Source organism: Allofournierella massiliensis, assembly GCF_004345265.1.
In the GTDB taxonomy this organism is placed as follows: domain Bacteria; phylum Bacillota; class Clostridia; order Oscillospirales; family Ruminococcaceae; genus Allofournierella; species Allofournierella massiliensis.
In genome coordinates this window covers 70,046-85,489 of record NZ_SLUM01000018.1, presented here as the reverse complement: position 1 = coordinate 85,489, position 15,444 = coordinate 70,046, and the positions used below count along the sequence as shown (strand labels likewise).

Here is a 15,444-nt window from a genome sequence, read left to right as displayed (position 1 = left end):
TTGCGCGGCGGTCTTTTTGTTTTGCTCTCTTTCGCCTCCTACTAAGGTTGCAAACTTTCCTCAATTCCCTGTTGACTTTTTATTTGCAGACTTCGATTCCGTTTGATCCTCTACATTTCAGTGTAGTGCATCCGGCGGCGAAAATCAACCGGATTCCCTTTCCTTTTCTGCAGTTTTTGAGAAGGGTTTGTATTTTTGGTCATCAGCCGGTATAATAGCAGAAAAAGCCCTGCCCAGGCACGGGCGATTTTGCCCCAAAGGAGTGACCATTTTATGATGACCGAGACCATGCAGGCCCTGCGGGATCTGCAAAAGAAGCTGTACGCCTTTCAGTTCGCGCTGAATGTGATCGACTTCGACGCCCAGACCGTGGCCCCCAGCGAAAGCTACCCCGGCCGGGGCGAGGCGCTGGAGGTGCTGAGCGGCATCAAATACAGCCTGATCGCCGACCCCAGCCTGCCCGCGCTGCTGGAAAAGGCCCGCAGCGAGGAGCGCACCGAGCAGGAGGCCGCCGAGGTGGCCGAGCTGCAGCGCATGTACGACGAGACCAGCAAGATTCCCGCCCAGGAATACGCCGCCTTCGTGAAGCTGACCACCGCCGCGGTGAATGCCTGGGAGAAGGCCAAGGCCGCCAGTGATTTTTCGCTGTTCGCCCCCTATCTGGAGCAGATCGTGGCCTACCGCCGCCGCACCGCCGCCTACTTCGATGCCAATAAGGCCCCCTATGACGTGTGGCTGGACCAGTACGAGAAGGGCCTGTCCATGGCCCAGTGCGACGCCTTCTTCGACCAGCTGAAAGCGGTGATCCAGCCGCTGGTGAAGGAGATCGGCCAGCGGGGCGCAAAGATTCCCTGCGATTTTCTGAAGGGCACCTGGCCCATCGAGGCCCAGAAGATGCTCTCCGCCGCGGTGATGAAGCTGATGGGCATCGACGAGGGCCACTGCGTGCTCAGCGAGAGCGAGCACCCCTTCACCACCGAGTTCTACAAGGGCGACGTGCGCATCACCACCCACTACCACGAGGACGACATGGCCAGCAATCTGTACTCGGTGATCCACGAGGGCGGCCATGCTCTGTATGAGCTGCACATGGCCGACCGGCTGCAATACACCTGCCTGTCCGGCGGCGCGTCCATGGGCCTGCACGAGAGCCAGAGCCGCCTGTGCGAAAACTATCTGGGCCGGAGCCTGGGCTTCATCAGGAGCCTGTGGCCCACCCTCACCGAGCTGTTCCCCGCCCAGCTGGCGGGCGTGACCCCCGAGGCCTTCTACAAGGCGGTGAACCAGTGCCAGCCCAGCCTGATCCGCACCGAGGCGGACGAGGTGACCTACTGCCTGCATGTGATGGTGCGCTACGAGCTGGAAAAGCGCCTGATGGACGGTTCGCTGGCCGTGAAGGATCTGCCTGCCGCCTGGAACGCCCAGATGAAGGAACTGCTGGGCGTGGAGGTGCCGGACGACGCCCACGGCGTTTTGCAGGACATTCACTGGGCCTGCGGCGACCTGGGCTACTTCCCCAGCTACGCGCTGGGCACCGCCTACGGCGCCCAGATGATGGCCTCCATGCGTAAAGAGCTGGACGTGGACGGCCTGCTGGAGGCGGGCAACTGGGCCCCCATCACCGGCTGGCTGGAGGAGCGCATCTGGCAGTACGGCAAGGAAAAGACCCCCGCCCAGCTGCTGCAGAACGCCTGCGGCGGCGCCTTCGATCCCAAATTCTACACCGATTATCTGGTGGAAAAGTATTCCGCCATTTACCAGCTGTAAGGGCGGCGAGGCCTTGCCTTTTGCCCGCGCCTTTGCTATACTGAGTAGCGGAATTAAACATGAAAGCATGGCGGGCGGCCACCGGGTCGCCCGTCAGGTGCCTGAACCTCTCCCGGTAGGTCGCAAGCAGGGAGGGATTCAGGCACCTTTTTTGCTGTGAGGGAGGAAGCAAAAGCCTGTGAACGTATTGCCCAAATTCTGCCGCTATGTGAGCGCCAATGTGATGGGAATGATCGCCCTTTCCTGCTACATTCTGGCGGATACCTTTTTCATCGCCAATGCCATCGGAGCCGACGGCCTGACCGCGCTGAACATCGCCATCCCTGTGTACAACCTGATCAACGCGGCCGGTCTGATGACCGGTGTGGGCGGCGGCACCCGATACGCCATCCTGCGGGCCCAGGGGGAAAACGAATCCGCCAACCGGCTGTTCAGCGGCATGGTGCTGCTGGCCGCCGGGGCGGGCTGCGCCCTGCTGGCACTGGGTGCGCTGGCCGCAGCGCCGCTGGCCGCGCTGCTGGGGGCGGACGCGGTAACCCTGCCGCTGTGCAGCGTGTATCTGCGCACTATTCTGTGCTTTGCACCCTTCTTTCTTTTGAACAGTACCCTGCAGGCCTTTGTGCGCAACGACGGTGCACCCCGGCTGGCCATGGCGGGCATGCTCACCAGCAGCCTTTCCAACGTGGTGCTGGACTGGGTGTTCATGTATCCCATGGGGATGGGCATGTTCGGCGCGGCCATTGCCACCTGCATCGCCCCCATCCTGAGCCTTTGCGTGCTGGCCACCCACTTTGCCCGGCCTGCCAGCCGGCTGCGCTTCTGTGCCCGGGGTGCCGCGCTGCGCCCCGCCGCCCGGGCGCTGGGGCTGGGGGCCTCCTCCTTTGTGTGTGAGCTCTCCTCCGGCGTGGTGTTGCTGGTGTTCAACCTGCTGATTCTGCATTTCACCGGCAACGTGGGCGTGGCGGCCTACGGCATCATTGCCAATCTGGCGCTGGTGGGGCTTGCCATCTTCACCGGTGTGGCCCAGGGCATCCAGCCTTTGACCAGCCATGCCTACGGCACCGGCAACGCCGCCGAGCTGCGCCAGCTGCTGCGGCTGGCGGTTGGGCTGGTGCTGGCACTGGCGGTGATCATTTATCTGGCTGTGAACCTGTGGCCGGACCCGCTGATCAGCGCCTTCAACCGGGATGCCGATCCTCAGCTGGCAGACATCGCCCGCGCCGGTATGCGGATCTATTTTGTGGGTTTCTTCTTCGCCGGGCCGAATCTGGTGCTGGCCGCCTATTTCAGCGCGGTGGACCGACCCCGGCAGGGCTTCAGCGTGGCCATGATCCGCGGCCTGATCGCCCTGATCCCGCTGGCACTGGTGCTGGCGGCGGCGCTGGGCATGACCGGCGTCTGGCTGGCCTATGTGCTGGCGGAGCTGTGCGGCCTTTGCGCGGCCCTCTTCTTTCTGCGCCGGGCCCGGCAGCAAAGCTGATCCGCTTTTCAAGTAAACATGAAATGCCAGCAAAAAAAGCCGTGGAGCAGGCTGCTCCACGGCTTTTTGTTTGGTTCAGTTTTTCCGGCCAATGCGCCGCTGCCGGGCCAGCCGCCACAAGGTGGCCGCCGCCAGCAGGATCAACAGCGGGGTAAAGTTAAAGGAATAGCGGGCCTTGGTCTCCCAGAAGCTCAAAAAGAGCATCAGCCCAAACACGCTCACCCGGGCAAGCGTCAGGGTGCCGGGGCGGGCCCGGCGCACCGCGCCCACCGCACCTGCCAGCACCAGACCCATCAGCAGAAACTGGTACGCCTGACAGTAGTAGACCATGGGCATGTAGCCGGGCTGACCCTCCAGAATGAACCGGTGGGTCCAGTTGGATTTGAGGGGCGTGGCCAGGAATTCCTGGACGTCATACAGCCCGTCGCCCCAGGTGATCACCGCCTTGCGGGTCATGAAGTCCAGCTGCTCCAGCGGGCCCCGGGAGGAATACTGCTCGATGATGAACTGCCGCAGCATCTGCCGCCGGTCGGCCATGGTGGGCAGATCCTTCGCGGCCTGACACACCGGGTCGTTGTAGTTGCCGTCGCCGGTGCTGCCGTAGGCAAACCACAGCTCGATGGGGAAACCGATCTCATCCTCCACCGAGAAATCCAGCAGGCCGCTGTGCTGCCAGGCCTGGTAGCCTGCATTCAATCCAATGAACATCACCACCAGCACCAGCGCCCCTGCCAGCGCCTGACGGGGCTTTTTTTCCAGAAAGAGCTGGATCACCAGCGCCACCAGAATCACTGCCACACTGCCCTTTACCGCATAGCCCACAAAAGCCGCAGCCCCCATGGCCACCAGCAGGGCAATGCGTACCGGGCGGCGTTTTTCGGCCCGGTAGTAATTCCAGCACAGTAGTACCAGCAGCCCGAAGGGCAGAGACAGGGTATCGGAATAAAAGCAGGGGGCCCACAGCACAAAGGGCAGAAAGCCCGCCGAGAGCAGAAAGGTCAGCGCCACGCCGCTGTTGTGGTGCAGAATGCGACGGGCCAGCATACACACCAGCACCACCGCCAGCCAGATGGCCAGCACGTTCAACACAATGCCCGCGTAGATGCCGGCCTCGGTGTCCGGCGTGATGCCGAACAGCCCCACCAGCCTGTACCAGCCGGTGAGCAGCAGCGCCAGACCCAGATTGTTGTTGCAGGTCACATAATACCCGCCCCACACCTGAGGGATGCCGTCGTCCAGAAAATCCGGCAGGCTCTGCAGCACGGTGTTCATATCCATGATGGGCACCTCGGCCAGCAAAAAGCCCAGCCAGCCCAGCGCCAGACCATACAGCACCAGCACCGCACCCAGCAGCAGCCGGAACCGGCGGCGGGGCAACTGATCCAGCAACGGCAAAACGAAGCGGGCCAGCGCGAACAGCACCGCACCCAGCACCGCGCCCGCTGCCAGTGCGGCCAGCCCGTTGTGCTGCCAGCGCAGCACGCTATTCAAAAAGACCCAGCCCCAGATCAGGGCAAAACCCGCCGAAAAAATGCGGGTGAGCTGTTTCTGCATTCCCATTCTCCTCTGCCGTGTGCGCCCGCACCCGGGCGGAATTTTTCTTTATTGTATCACATCACACCGGCAAAACAAAGGAAAAACCGGGAGTGTCCTTCTTGGAAGAACACTCCCGGCAGCTCCGTCTCATGACAAGGCGGGTTCAAAAGCCGCCCCCGGGCCGCTTGCTAAGCCCCGGCGCGAACGTTTTGCATCATTCAGGAAACAGCGCGCAGCTGGCCCTCGCCCTCGGCTTCAAACAGCTGCTGGCGAGGCACAAAGTACACAAACTCGCCGCCCCGGTAGGTGAGCACGCCCCGCTCGCCGGGCTGCAGCTGGCGGGCGATGTGGGCGGGAATGGCAAATTCCACTTCCTGGCCACGGGCGATGAATACGCCGCGATACTGACCCTCGCCGTTGGTCAAAATCCGCTTCACAGTGGCCATCAGGCTCACTTCACCCTTATTCGATTTCCCCTTGCCGGCCCATGCACGCAGCAGCGCGAATGCAGCACACGCCGCCAACAGGCCCGATACGATCAGCATCCACTTCATGGAATTCCCTCCTCAATGTCAATTTTCATTCATCCGCCGGGCCGCTGGCTTTGAGGACCGCGTGCCGACCGGTTTGATTGTCCGCTTGTACTTGTAAGACGATTGAGGACCGGGTTTTATTTCAACTCTTTCCAAAAATTTTTGAAAATTCAGAAAAATTTTTAAAAGCCGCATTTTGTTCGCCTTTTGCGAACACTTTTCCCCGGTAGCAGGGCGATTTCGCCCTTAAAACACCCACTGGACCAGCAGCATGTAGCAAACCGTGCCGCCGGCAATGGAAAGAAGCATCTGCCGTTTCCACCGGTGCAGGCCGATGGTGACCAAAATCGCAATGATTTCCGGCAGGCCGTGGGAACCCGCCGTCCACTGCACGCCCTTCAGGCAGTAAATCACCAGCATGCCGAAGATGGCCCCCGGCAGTGCCCGCCCCAGATACCGCACATAGGCCGGCACCTGACCGCCCCGGAACACCCAGAAGGGCAGAAACCGGGTGAGCATGGTGCCCAGCACACACAGGCCGATGGTAATGATCTGTTGCGTCAGGGTCATGCATCCTCCCCTCCTTCCGCCTGCATCCGGTCAATGGGCTTTTTGAGGACCGTAAGCAAAGCCAGAATACAGCCCATGGCGGGCAGCAGGAAGGAATCCACTCCGAAAAGCGCAAGGCACACCCCGCTGGCCCCAAGGCCAATGAGCGAGGGCAGATGGCCCTTCTCCTTGCCCCACTGCTCCAGAAAAATCACCACAAACATGGCGGTCATCACAAAGTCCAGGCCGGTGGTGTCGAAGGAGAGCAGCGACCCTGCAAGGCCGCCCAGCGTGGCGCCGGTTACCCAGTAGGCGTGGTTGAGCAGGGTGACCCAGAAATAGAACCAGCCCCGGTCCACGCCCTCCGGAATCTCTGCGCTGCAGTTGATGGAAAAGCTCTCGTCACACATGCCGAAGATCAGATACCAGCGTTTTGGGCCCACATCCCGGTATTTTTCCAGCATGGTAATGCCGTAGAACAGGTGGCGGGCCTGAAGCATCAGGGCCATCAGAAAGGTCTGTACCGGTGCAAAGGGCGCCAGCAGCATGCTCACCGCCACAAACTCCAGCGAGCCACCGAAGATGGTAAGCCCCATAAGCATGGGATACCAGAACGGAAAGCCGGACACATTCATATAGATACCGTAGGCCATGCCCAGAAACAGAAACCCCGCCAGAATGGGCACCGTGTGGGGAAAGGCCGCGGCCAGCGCCCTGCGGCGCATTCCCTGCTGCATTGTATGTCAACTCCTTTTATCGTGTTATCAGTTTAGCATCAAAAAGCTGGATTGGCAAGCATTCCCGCAAAACATAAAAAAGGCCCCCGCACGGAGGAACCGTGCGGGGGCCTTTGTCATACCCTAAGCAGAGGAGAATTACAGCTCAGCGAAGTACTTGATGGTGCGAACCATCTGGCTGGTGTAGCTGTTCTCGTTGTCGTACCAGGACACAACCTGAACCTGATAGGTGTCGTCGTCGATCTTGGTAACCATGGTCTGGGTGGCATCAAACAGGCTGCCGTAACGGATGCCGATGATGTCGGAAGACACGATGGGATCGGTGTTGTAGCCGAAGCTCTCGGAAGAAGCAGCCTTCATGGCAGCGTTGATGCTGTCAACGGTAACGTCCTTGCCCTTAACAACGGCAACCAGGATGGTGGTGGAGCCGGTGGGAACGGGAACGCGCTGAGCAGAACCGATCAGCTTGCCGTTCAGCTCGGGGATAACCAGGCCGATGGCCTTGGCAGCGCCGGTGCTGTTGGGAACGATGTTGGCAGCGCCAGCACGAGCACGACGCAGGTCGCCCTTACGATGGGGGCCGTCCAGAATCATCTGGTCACCGGTGTAAGCATGCACGGTGGTCATGATGCCGCTCTGGATGGGGAAGGCATCGTTCAGAGCCTTGGCCATGGGAGCCAGGCAGTTGGTGGTGCAGGAAGCAGCGCTGATGATCTGGTCTTCCTTGGTCAGGGTGTTCTCGTTAACGCTGTAAACGATGGTCTTCAGGTCGTTGCCAGCGGGAGCGGAGATAACAACCTTCTTGGCTCCAGCGTTGATGTGAGCCATGGCCTTGTCCTTCTTGGTGAAGAAGCCGGTGCACTCCAGAACAACGTCTACACCCAGCTCGCCCCAGGGCAGCTCAGCGGGATTGGGGTTGGCGTAGATGGTGATCTTCTTGCCGTCTACGGTGATGGAGCCTTCGCCAGCCTCAACGGTGTGACCGTCGTAACGACCCTGAGCGGTGTCGTACTTCAGCAGGTGAGCCAGCATCTCGGGGCTGGTCAGGTCGTTGATAGCAACGATCTCGTAACCCTCAGCGCCGAACATCTGACGGAAAGCCAGACGGCCAATGCGACCAAAACCATTAATTGCAACTTTAACAGCCATTGTAATATCCTCCTTAAGGTAAATGAATTACTTAGGTGTCTTTATTGTATACCAAAAATGGAAAAACTACAAGGGCTTGTCAATAAATTAACACAAAAGTACAAAGATTCCCCGTGCAGCGCCTGTCCTTGGGCATTATCACGGGATATTGTTGCATCATTTGTGCAAACTAACGGATACAGGCCCATAAAACAGGAGGGACCTTCATGCCTTTTGCAAGCGATTCACTGGCCCGGGCGGCTTTTCTGCGCCACCGGGCCGCCCTTCGCCTGAGCGGGGAGCCCGACGAGCGGCGGGGCGGCTATCTTCTGCTGCGCCGGGCCCGGGCGCTGGAGCTGGAGGCTGCCTTTTCGCTGCCCGCCGCATCCTGCCTGGAGCTGAACGACTGGTGCGGCGCACTGCTGGCGGCGGCGGCCGAGGTGTGCCCTCTGCCCCCGGCGTCGCTGCGCTTTTCCGGCTGGGGCGAGCCGCTGCCGGTGGCGGGCCGGGGCGGCCTGTTGGAGGCGCTGGTGCTGCAGGCGGTGTGCAACAGCCTTTTGTATGCCGGGCCCTGCCCCGGCATGGAGCTGCGGCTGCGGGCAGCGGGCGGACGCGCCTGCCTGTTTTATCTGGACAGCGGCCCCGGTCTTACCGGGAATGCCCGGCCGGGCTTTGGATTTGGCGCGGCCCGGGCATTTGCAAAGCAGGCAGGGGGAAGCTTTGCGGTGCGGGCGGGCGGGCCGGGCTTTGCCTGCGCTCTTTCGCTGCCGCTGCGCTCCGACCTTCCCCCGCTGCCCGCACCCCGTGCGGCGGAGCTCTGGGAGGACCGGTTCAGCCCGCTTTATATCCATCTGGCTCCCCGGTGCATCCTGCCGGAATAAAGGCAGCCCCGCACGATTCACGCCTGCAACAATACGGTATGGCCTGAAGTTGCCCCCGCCCGGCTTTTATGGTATGCTGATTAACAGCAAAATTCGCCGCAGCGCCGCGCACAGCCGACGCCGGCACAGGGGGCTTTTTCATGAAAAAACGCATCTGCATCTTATATACCGGCGGCACCATCGGCATGATGCCCAGCGAACAGGGCTATGCGCCCAGGCCCGGCTGCTTTGCCGGGGGGCTTGCGGCCATTCCGGAGCTGACCAGCCCGGACATGCCGGACTGGGAGCTGGTGGAGATGGACCCGCTGCTGGACTCCTCCAACATCACGGTGCACGAGTGGTGCGCCATCGGCCAGGCCATTGCGGACCGGTATCATCACTTCGACGGCTTCGTGGTGCTGCACGGCACCGACACCATGGCCTACACCGCCTCGGCCCTGAGCTTCATGCTGGAAAATCTGGACAAGCCGGTGGTGCTCACCGGCAGCCAGATTCCGCTGTGCCAGCTGCGCAGCGACGGACGGGACAATCTGATCACCAGCCTGCTCATCGCCGCCGAGGGTGTGGTAAACGAGGTGAGCCTTTATTTCGGCGGCCAGCTGCTGCGGGGCAACCGGGCGGTGAAGAGCTCGGCAGACGGGCTGCAGGCCTTCTCCTCCCCCAATTATCCCCCGCTGGCCACCGCCGGGGTGGACATCCGCTACAACAAAAGCGCCATCGGCGCGCCCCGGGTGAACGGCCCCCTGCAGCTGGCAAAGCTGGAGAATGTTCCCATCGGCGTACTGAAGGTGTTCCCCGGCATCCAGTTCGAGCTGTTCGACTCAATTCTGACCGAAAAGCTGCAGGGCATCGTGCTGGAGACCTTTGGCGCAGGCAACATTCCGGACTACGACGGCGCACTGCTGCCCCTGATCCAGAAGGCCTTCGCCCACGGCACCATTCTCACGGTGTGCAGCCAGTGCCCCCAGGGCGCGGTGCACATTGGTACTTACGCCACCAGCAGCGGCCTGAAGGCTGCCGGCGCGGTGAGCGGGCTGGACATGACCACCGAGGCCGCCGTGGCAAAGCTGTACTACCTGTTCAGCAAGGGCTACGACCGGGACACCATCAAGCACTGGATGGAACAGGACCTGCGAGGCGAGCTGACCAGCGCCCGCTGACATTCTTCCATAACGCATCAAAGCGCCCCCTGGGCAGTTTTGCCAAGGAGGCGCTTTTCTTTCACGTTTCAAAAACTTATTCTTCCAGCGCCTTTTCCAGCGTATCCACAATGATCTCCAGCGCTTTGACGCGGGCAAACTTTTTGTCGTTGGAGGGCAGGATGTGCCAGGGGGCCTTCTGGGTACTGGTCTTTTGCAGCATCTCGTCCACTGCCTGCTCGTAGGCGGGCCATTTTTCCCGGTTGCGCCAGTCCTCATCGGTGATCTTCCACTGCTTTTCCGGGGTGTTCTGGCGGCTGTTGAACCGTTCCAGCTGGGTGGCCGGGTCGATGTGGACCCAGAACTTCAGAATCACCGCGCCCCAGTTGATCAGCTCGGCCTCGAACTCGTTGATTTCGTTGTAGGCACGCTGCCAGTCGTTCTCGGTGCAGAAGCCCTCGATCCGCTCCACCATCACCCGGCCGTACCAGCTGCGGTCAAAAATTGCGATGTGGCCGGTCTTGGGCAGGCGGGTCCAGAACCGCCACAGATAATGGCGGGCCTTTTCGTGGGGCTCCGGGCTGGCGATGGGGTTCACCTGATAGCCCCGGGGATCCAGCGCGGCGGTGACCCGCCGGATGTTGCCGCCCTTGCCCGCAGCATCCCAGCCCTCGTATACGATGATCACCGGCACCTTTTTGCGGTAGATGCGGTTGTGCAGCACCGTCAGCCGCTTTTGCAGCGCCTTGCGCCGGGCGTCGTATTCCTCATCGGTCAGGCTCTGGGAAAGATCCACCTGGGCCAGCTTGGGCATGGATACCAGCGGGAAGGTGTTCTGCAGCAGGGACACCGCCAGCGCCGCATTTTTGCGGGCGGTATCGATGGCGCTGCACAGGGTTTCCAGCATCTGCACCTCGCACCACTTTTTCTCCTTCGCGTCGATGATGTACCAGGGCGCACCGGGCAGGTTGGTGGCCTGCAGATAATCGTCGAACACCTTTTTGCATTCCTCATAATGCCTGTTCTGCCAGCGGTCGTTTTCGCTCACCCGCCAGGCGGTGTCCGGGTTATCGGCCAGCGCATCCAGCCGCTTTTTCTGCTCCTTGCGGCTGATCTGCAAAAACAGCTTGAGCACCAGATAGCCGTTGTCGGTGAGCTGGCGCTCAAAGCGCAGCACGCTTTGCAGCCGCCGGGCATAGGCTTTGCCCTCCAGCTCGCCCCGCAGCCGCTCCTTTACCACCTGATCCATCCAGCCGGAATCCAGAAAGGCGAACTTGCCCGCCTCGGGAATGGCCTTCACATACCGGTACAAAAATGGATAGCGCCCCTCTTCCACGGTGGGGGCGGACATGCTGGTCACCGTGAAAAAGCGTGGGTCGATGTTCTGAATGATCCGCCCCAGCATACTGCCTTTGCCGGCAGCTCCCCAGCCCTCCACCAGCACCAGCACCGGCAGGCCGGCAGCCTTCACCTCCAGCTGCAGCTTTTCCAGCCGATCACGGGCGGCGTCCAGCCGCTGTTTGCATTCGCTTTCCTCCGGCCGCACCGGCCGAACCCAGGTTTTCAACATGTTGCACACCTCTCATTTCCCTGCCGGGGCATTCTGCCCGGGCGCTTCAGGCGGTGCGGGCACGGCTGCCCTGCCCGCCGTTTTCTTTCATTATACCACCGGGAGGCGGGTTCATAACGGCTTAAGTTTCGGCATGACTCACAAGATTTCAGCCCATTTTTTTGCCAGAGAATGCAAAAAGGCCCCGGACGGATGCTCTCCGCCCGGGGCGTTGCTTTGGAAAAAGCCGGAAAATCAGACCAGATAGCCCTCCGCCAGCGCGCGCAGCTCGGCTTCGTGTTCGGGCAGCCATTCCTCGAAGGAAAGGCCGGCATCGGCCACCTTGCGGCCCACAGCCACCAGAAATTCCGGGATGCGCTCCTCGAAGATCACGCCCCAGCTTTCACCGAAGCGCTCCTGGCCCATTCGGGCGCTGCCGTTCACATGCAGGGTGAAGGCGGGGTGGGGCTTCTTGTCCACCAGTTTCACGCCGCCGTGGAAGCCCAGCGCGCCCACCTGATGGGTGCCGCAGGAGGAGGGGCAGCCGGAAATGTGGATCACCGGCAGCGCGCCGTCCGGCAGATTCGCTTCCCGTGCAGCCTGCACACAGGCGTGGTACAGCGCCTGGGAATCCCGCACTCCCTGCTGGCAGACCGAAGCGCCGATGCAGGCCACCGAATGCTCAAAGCGGGTGCGGGCGCCGTCGTCGGTGGCGGCCAGCACCTTTTCCGCTTCGGCGGCGGTGCAGTTGATCACATACATGGTACCGTCCGCGCCCAGACGCACCTCCACCTGCTCCATGGGCTGGATGGTATCCAGCAGCGCCCGCAGGGTCTGGCGGCTGGGAGTGCCGCCCAGAGGATGGTAGCTCACCGCGAAGAGGCCCGGCTGCTTCTGGGCAATGATCCGCCGGCCGCTGATGCTTCCCTCGCCCTGCTTGGTCACCGGGCATACTTTCACCTGACGGTCCAGCCCGCCGGCGGCCTTCGCGGCCTCCAGCGCCTGATTGTAGGCCTGACGCAGGCCCTCTTCGCCCAGCGCCTCCTGCATGTAGCGGGTACGGGCCTTGGCGCGCTGCTCGTAGTTGCCGTGGGCCAGGAAGGTATCCACCATGGCCTTCACATAATACAAAATCTCACTGCCGGGCACATGCTCGGCCACCTTCAGGCCCATGCGGGGGTTGGGGCCCATGCCGCCGGCGATGTAGACCGAGAAGCCGCCGTCCGCCTCCGCCACAAAGCCCAGATCCCGCATGGTGACGTGGGCCGTGTTGCTTTCGTGGTTGGCAAAGCCCACCTTCAGCTTGCGGGGCATGTGAATGTGATACAGCAGGCTGAGCAGGTAGTCCGCGGTCATCTCGGCGTAGGGAATCACATCGAAGCTCTCGCCGGGCAGCACGCCGGACAGGGGCGGCGCCATCACGTTGCGGGGGTGGTCTCCGCCGCCGCCCCGGCAGACAATGCCTGCGTCCAGTGCCTTTGCCGCCACGTCCAGAATCTGGCGGCCGGTCAGATGATGCAGCTGAATGGTCTCGCAGGTGGTCAGCTTGAGCAGCTCGATGTTCAGCCGTTCGGCAGTCTCCACCACAAAGGCCAGCTTTTCCTTTGTCACGCGGCCGGCAGTCATCCGCAGGCGGATCATGCCCTTCTGGCCGCCCTTTTCGGAATAGCTGCCAAAGCCGCCGGAGATGCCCTTATACTCCTGCTTGCTCATGTTGCCGGTATAAAAATCGCGGGTGGCTTCGTCAAAGCCCGCAAGATCCGCCCGGAAGGCGGCCATCATATCGTTCATACAGTTCTCCTTTTCTGTTCGCCGCTGCCCCGGTGCGGGGCAGCCAGACTGTTATTATACCACAGCTTTGGCAGGATTTACACAAAAAAACGCCGGACCGGCAAAAAGCCGGTTCCGGCGATTTTTTTGGATGGTCACTCCTGTTTTTCCGCCCCGGAGACCGTGAGCGCATACACCGCGCCCATCAGGCCCACCAGTGCAAGGCAGACGCCCTCCACCATGCTGCGCAGCTCGCTCTGGCCCTGCAGCCAGCTCCACACGGCGCTGGGCAGAGCAAGGCAGGTGCACAGGGCAAAGGCCCCCATGCCGCTGATCCAGACCCACCGGGCGCTCTTGCTGCCGGGGATATAGGCGGTTTTCAGCTGGGCGGTGCAGAACAGCAGCGCTGCCAGCGCCGCCAGCGCTTCCAGCGTGGTGTTTACCCGCACGATGCCGGTGGGGGCAAGGCCGAACCGCTTGATGGTGAGCAGATACAGCGCCAGCGTACCCGCGATGCCGAACAGAGCACTTCCGGTGGGCGCTTCAAATTCCGGCGTAAATCGGCTGCGCCCCAGCAGCAACATCCATACGCCGCTCACCAGATACAGCACCGCCAGCGCCAGCTCAAACCGGCCCAGCTGATCGAAGGCAGCCAGATACACCCCGCCCAGCGCCGCAAAGCCCACGCCGCACACCAGTGCAACCAGGCCCTGGGCCGTGCTCTGCCCCTTCAGCGAGGCGCTGGTTTTGGGCATCATCCAGCCCGCCAGCCACAGCAGCACCAGCACGCCGCCCGCCAGCGCATAGCGCCACAGGTAGCTGCCCCAGGTCACAAAGCCGGTGGCAAGGTCAGTATAGTACATCACGTCCAGCCAGCGCACGGCGCCCGCCGCTGCACAGACCAGAAGCAGAAGGATCGTTACAATTCGTTTCATCCGCGTTCCTCTAATGTTTTGTATTTCTGCCGCACGCCCAGATACTTGTAGGCCGGGCGGATGATCCGGTTGGCGAACACCACCTCTTCAATGCGGTGGGCGCACCAGCCCGGAATGCGGCTGATGGCAAACAGTGGGGTGTACAGATCCTGACTGATGCCCAGCATCTTGTATATCAGGCCGCTGTACAGGTCCACGTTGGCGCACACGGTCTTGTTGCCCTTTTCCTCGGCAAACACCTGGGGGCCCAGCTTTTCCACCAGGCACAGCAGGCGGAACTCATCCTCAAAGCCCTTTTCCACCGCCAGCTTTTCCGCCTTCTGGCGCAGCACCACCGCACGGGGATCGCTGATGGTGTAGATGGCGTGGCCCATGCCGTAGATCAGGCCGCTGCCGTCGCCCGCCTGCTTGCGGATGATACGGCGCAGAAACTCCCGCACCTCGTCCTCATCCCGGTAGTCCTCCACGCCGGCCTTCAGGTACTCCAGCTGCTCCATTACCTTCAGGTTGGCGCCGCCGTGCTTGGGGCCCTTCAGGCTGCCGATGGCCGCCGCAATGGCGGAGTAGGTGTCGGTGCCGGAGCTGGACAGCACCCGGCAGGTGAAGGCGGAGTTGTTGCCGCCGCCGTGGTCCGCATGCACCAGCAGGCACAGATCCAGCAGCTTGGCCTCCTCGTGGGTGAACTTCTGGTCCGCCCGGTAGGTGGAGAGGATGTGCTCGGCGGTGCTCTGCCCCGGCGTGGGCGGGTGGAAGAACATGCTCTGTTTGTCGTATACCCGGCGCTTGAGCTGGTAGGCGTTCACCATGATGGTGGGCAGCCCGGCGATCAGGTTGATGGACTGCTCCATCAGGTTTTCCAGGCTCAGGTCCTCGGGGTGTTCGTCGTAGCTGTACAGCGAGAGCACACTGCGGGCCATCTTGTTCATGATGTTGGGGCTGGGCGAGCGCAGCAGCACATCCTCGATGAAGTGCTCGGGCAGATTGTGGTGCTCGGCAATGATCTGCTGGAACTGCTCCAGCTCGCTCTTTTGGGGGAGGCTGCCGAACAAAAGCAGCCAGCTCACCTCTTCAAAGATGAAACGGTCGTGCTCATAGGCCTCCCGCACCAGCTCATTCAGATCCACGCCCCGGTAGATCAGCCGGCCCGGAGTGGGAATCACCTCGCCCGCCGGGCCCTTTTCGTAGCCCACAACGTCACAGATGTTGGTCAGGCCGGCCAGTACGCCGGTGCCGTCCGGGTTACGCAGGCCCCGTTTGACGCCCAGCCGTTCACTGGTCTCGGGATCGATGTAGTTATTTTTCAAATATTCCCGGCATAAAAATTCCATACCGGAAGACTGCTGGGCCATGGCGCTTCTTCCCCCTCTTTTTAAAGCAATATCGCATCCTTCCAGATATCAGAGCCCCATCGGGCGTGAATTGTGCGGTATTGCCCTGATT

General features: G+C 61.7%; 13 protein-coding genes. 4 read left to right on the top strand and 9 right to left on the bottom strand.

Annotated features, from left to right (window positions below):
• The first annotated feature begins 273 nt into the window (after positions 1 to 273).
• Together EDD77_RS11365 and EDD77_RS11360 are read left to right on the top strand one after the other, a co-directional pair.
• On the top strand, positions 274 to 1,767 hold the full coding sequence (locus tag EDD77_RS11365) for a carboxypeptidase M32 (RefSeq protein WP_058963159.1): 1,494 nt from the start codon (positions 274 to 276) through the stop codon (positions 1,765 to 1,767).
• A 178-nt stretch (positions 1,768 to 1,945) separates the two neighbouring features.
• Positions 1,946 to 3,247 carry an MATE family efflux transporter gene (locus tag EDD77_RS11360; protein ID WP_242868298.1) on the top strand — a complete coding sequence of 434 codons (1,302 nt, stop codon included), beginning with the start codon at positions 1,946 to 1,948 and terminating at the stop codon, positions 3,245 to 3,247.
• A gap of 75 nt (positions 3,248 to 3,322) precedes the next feature.
• Here the strand turns inward: EDD77_RS11360 and EDD77_RS11355 are convergent, their stop codons facing one another.
• The 5 genes from EDD77_RS11355 to gap all read right to left on the bottom strand — a co-directional run bounded on the left by EDD77_RS11355 (position 3,323) and on the right by gap (position 7,751).
• On the bottom strand, positions 3,323 to 4,801 hold the full coding sequence (locus EDD77_RS11355) for a hypothetical protein (protein WP_058963158.1): 1,479 nt from the start codon (positions 4,799 to 4,801) through the stop codon (positions 3,323 to 3,325).
• A 200-nt stretch (positions 4,802 to 5,001) separates the two neighbouring features.
• Complete coding sequence (locus EDD77_RS11350) at positions 5,002 to 5,337, bottom strand: hypothetical protein (protein ID WP_058963157.1); 336 nt, start codon at positions 5,335 to 5,337, stop codon at positions 5,002 to 5,004.
• Positions 5,338 to 5,562: 225 nt separating this feature from the next.
• Positions 5,563 to 5,886 carry a branched-chain amino acid transporter permease gene (locus EDD77_RS11345; RefSeq protein WP_058963156.1) on the bottom strand — a complete coding sequence of 108 codons (324 nt, stop codon included), beginning with the start codon at positions 5,884 to 5,886 and terminating at the stop codon, positions 5,563 to 5,565.
• Positions 5,883 to 6,602: an AzlC family ABC transporter permease gene (locus EDD77_RS11340; RefSeq protein ID WP_242868296.1), complete on the bottom strand. Its 720-nt coding sequence runs from the start codon at positions 6,600 to 6,602 to the stop codon at positions 5,883 to 5,885. The genes EDD77_RS11345 and EDD77_RS11340 overlap by 4 nt, the downstream gene beginning before the upstream one ends.
• A gap of 138 nt (positions 6,603 to 6,740) precedes the next feature.
• Positions 6,741 to 7,751 (bottom strand): type I glyceraldehyde-3-phosphate dehydrogenase, encoded by a 1,011-nt coding sequence (gap, locus tag EDD77_RS11335; RefSeq protein WP_058963155.1) that lies wholly within the window; start codon positions 7,749 to 7,751, stop codon positions 6,741 to 6,743.
• Between the two features lie 206 nt (positions 7,752 to 7,957).
• Here gap and EDD77_RS11330 point away from each other — a divergent pair, with 206 nt between their 5' ends.
• Complete coding sequence (locus EDD77_RS11330; protein ID WP_058963154.1) at positions 7,958 to 8,611, top strand: HAMP domain-containing histidine kinase; 654 nt, start codon at positions 7,958 to 7,960, stop codon at positions 8,609 to 8,611.
• A gap of 140 nt (positions 8,612 to 8,751) precedes the next feature.
• Positions 8,752 to 9,771, top strand: coding sequence for an asparaginase (ansA, locus tag EDD77_RS11325; RefSeq protein WP_058963153.1), 1,020 nt, complete (start codon positions 8,752 to 8,754; stop codon positions 9,769 to 9,771).
• Positions 9,772 to 9,847: 76 nt separating this feature from the next.
• Here the strand turns inward: ansA and pap are convergent, their stop codons facing one another.
• The 4 genes from pap to EDD77_RS11305 all read right to left on the bottom strand — a co-directional run bounded on the left by pap (position 9,848) and on the right by EDD77_RS11305 (position 15,353).
• Complete coding sequence (gene pap / locus EDD77_RS11320) at positions 9,848 to 11,320, bottom strand: polyphosphate:AMP phosphotransferase (protein ID WP_132587391.1); 1,473 nt, start codon at positions 11,318 to 11,320, stop codon at positions 9,848 to 9,850.
• Positions 11,321 to 11,554: 234 nt separating this feature from the next.
• Positions 11,555 to 13,090, bottom strand: a complete 1,536-nt coding sequence (locus EDD77_RS11315; RefSeq protein ID WP_058963150.1) for a nitrite/sulfite reductase — start codon at positions 13,088 to 13,090, stop codon at positions 11,555 to 11,557.
• Between the two features lie 134 nt (positions 13,091 to 13,224).
• Positions 13,225 to 14,004, bottom strand: coding sequence for a hypothetical protein (locus EDD77_RS11310; protein WP_058963149.1), 780 nt, complete (start codon positions 14,002 to 14,004; stop codon positions 13,225 to 13,227).
• Positions 14,001 to 15,353, bottom strand: coding sequence for a citrate synthase (locus EDD77_RS11305; RefSeq protein ID WP_058963148.1), 1,353 nt, complete (start codon positions 15,351 to 15,353; stop codon positions 14,001 to 14,003). Before EDD77_RS11305 ends, EDD77_RS11310 begins: the two co-directional genes overlap by 4 nt.
• Positions 15,354 to 15,444: the final 91 nt, after the last annotated feature.

Excerpts from the sequence above, each read along its gene's own strand:
- EDD77_RS11365 (WP_058963159.1), top strand. The coding sequence starts at position 274 with ATGATGACCGAGACCATGCAGGCCCTGCGGGATCTGCAAAAGAAGCTG.
- EDD77_RS11355 (WP_058963158.1), bottom strand. The coding sequence starts at position 4,801 with ATGCAGAAACAGCTCACCCGCATTTTTTCGGCGGGTTTTGCCCTGATC.
- EDD77_RS11350 (WP_058963157.1), bottom strand. The coding sequence starts at position 5,337 with ATGAAGTGGATGCTGATCGTATCGGGCCTGTTGGCGGCGTGTGCTGCA.
- EDD77_RS11345 (WP_058963156.1), bottom strand. The coding sequence starts at position 5,886 with ATGACCCTGACGCAACAGATCATTACCATCGGCCTGTGTGTGCTGGGC.
- EDD77_RS11340 (WP_242868296.1), bottom strand. The coding sequence starts at position 6,602 with ATGCAGCAGGGAATGCGCCGCAGGGCGCTGGCCGCGGCCTTTCCCCAC.
- gap (WP_058963155.1), bottom strand. The coding sequence starts at position 7,751 with ATGGCTGTTAAAGTTGCAATTAATGGTTTTGGTCGCATTGGCCGTCTG.
- EDD77_RS11330 (WP_058963154.1), top strand. The coding sequence starts at position 7,958 with ATGCCTTTTGCAAGCGATTCACTGGCCCGGGCGGCTTTTCTGCGCCAC.
- ansA (WP_058963153.1), top strand. The coding sequence starts at position 8,752 with ATGAAAAAACGCATCTGCATCTTATATACCGGCGGCACCATCGGCATG.
- pap (WP_132587391.1), bottom strand. The coding sequence starts at position 11,320 with ATGTTGAAAACCTGGGTTCGGCCGGTGCGGCCGGAGGAAAGCGAATGC.
- EDD77_RS11315 (WP_058963150.1), bottom strand. The coding sequence starts at position 13,090 with ATGAACGATATGATGGCCGCCTTCCGGGCGGATCTTGCGGGCTTTGAC.
- EDD77_RS11310 (WP_058963149.1), bottom strand. The coding sequence starts at position 14,004 with ATGAAACGAATTGTAACGATCCTTCTGCTTCTGGTCTGTGCAGCGGCG.
- EDD77_RS11305 (WP_058963148.1), bottom strand. The coding sequence starts at position 15,353 with ATGGCCCAGCAGTCTTCCGGTATGGAATTTTTATGCCGGGAATATTTG.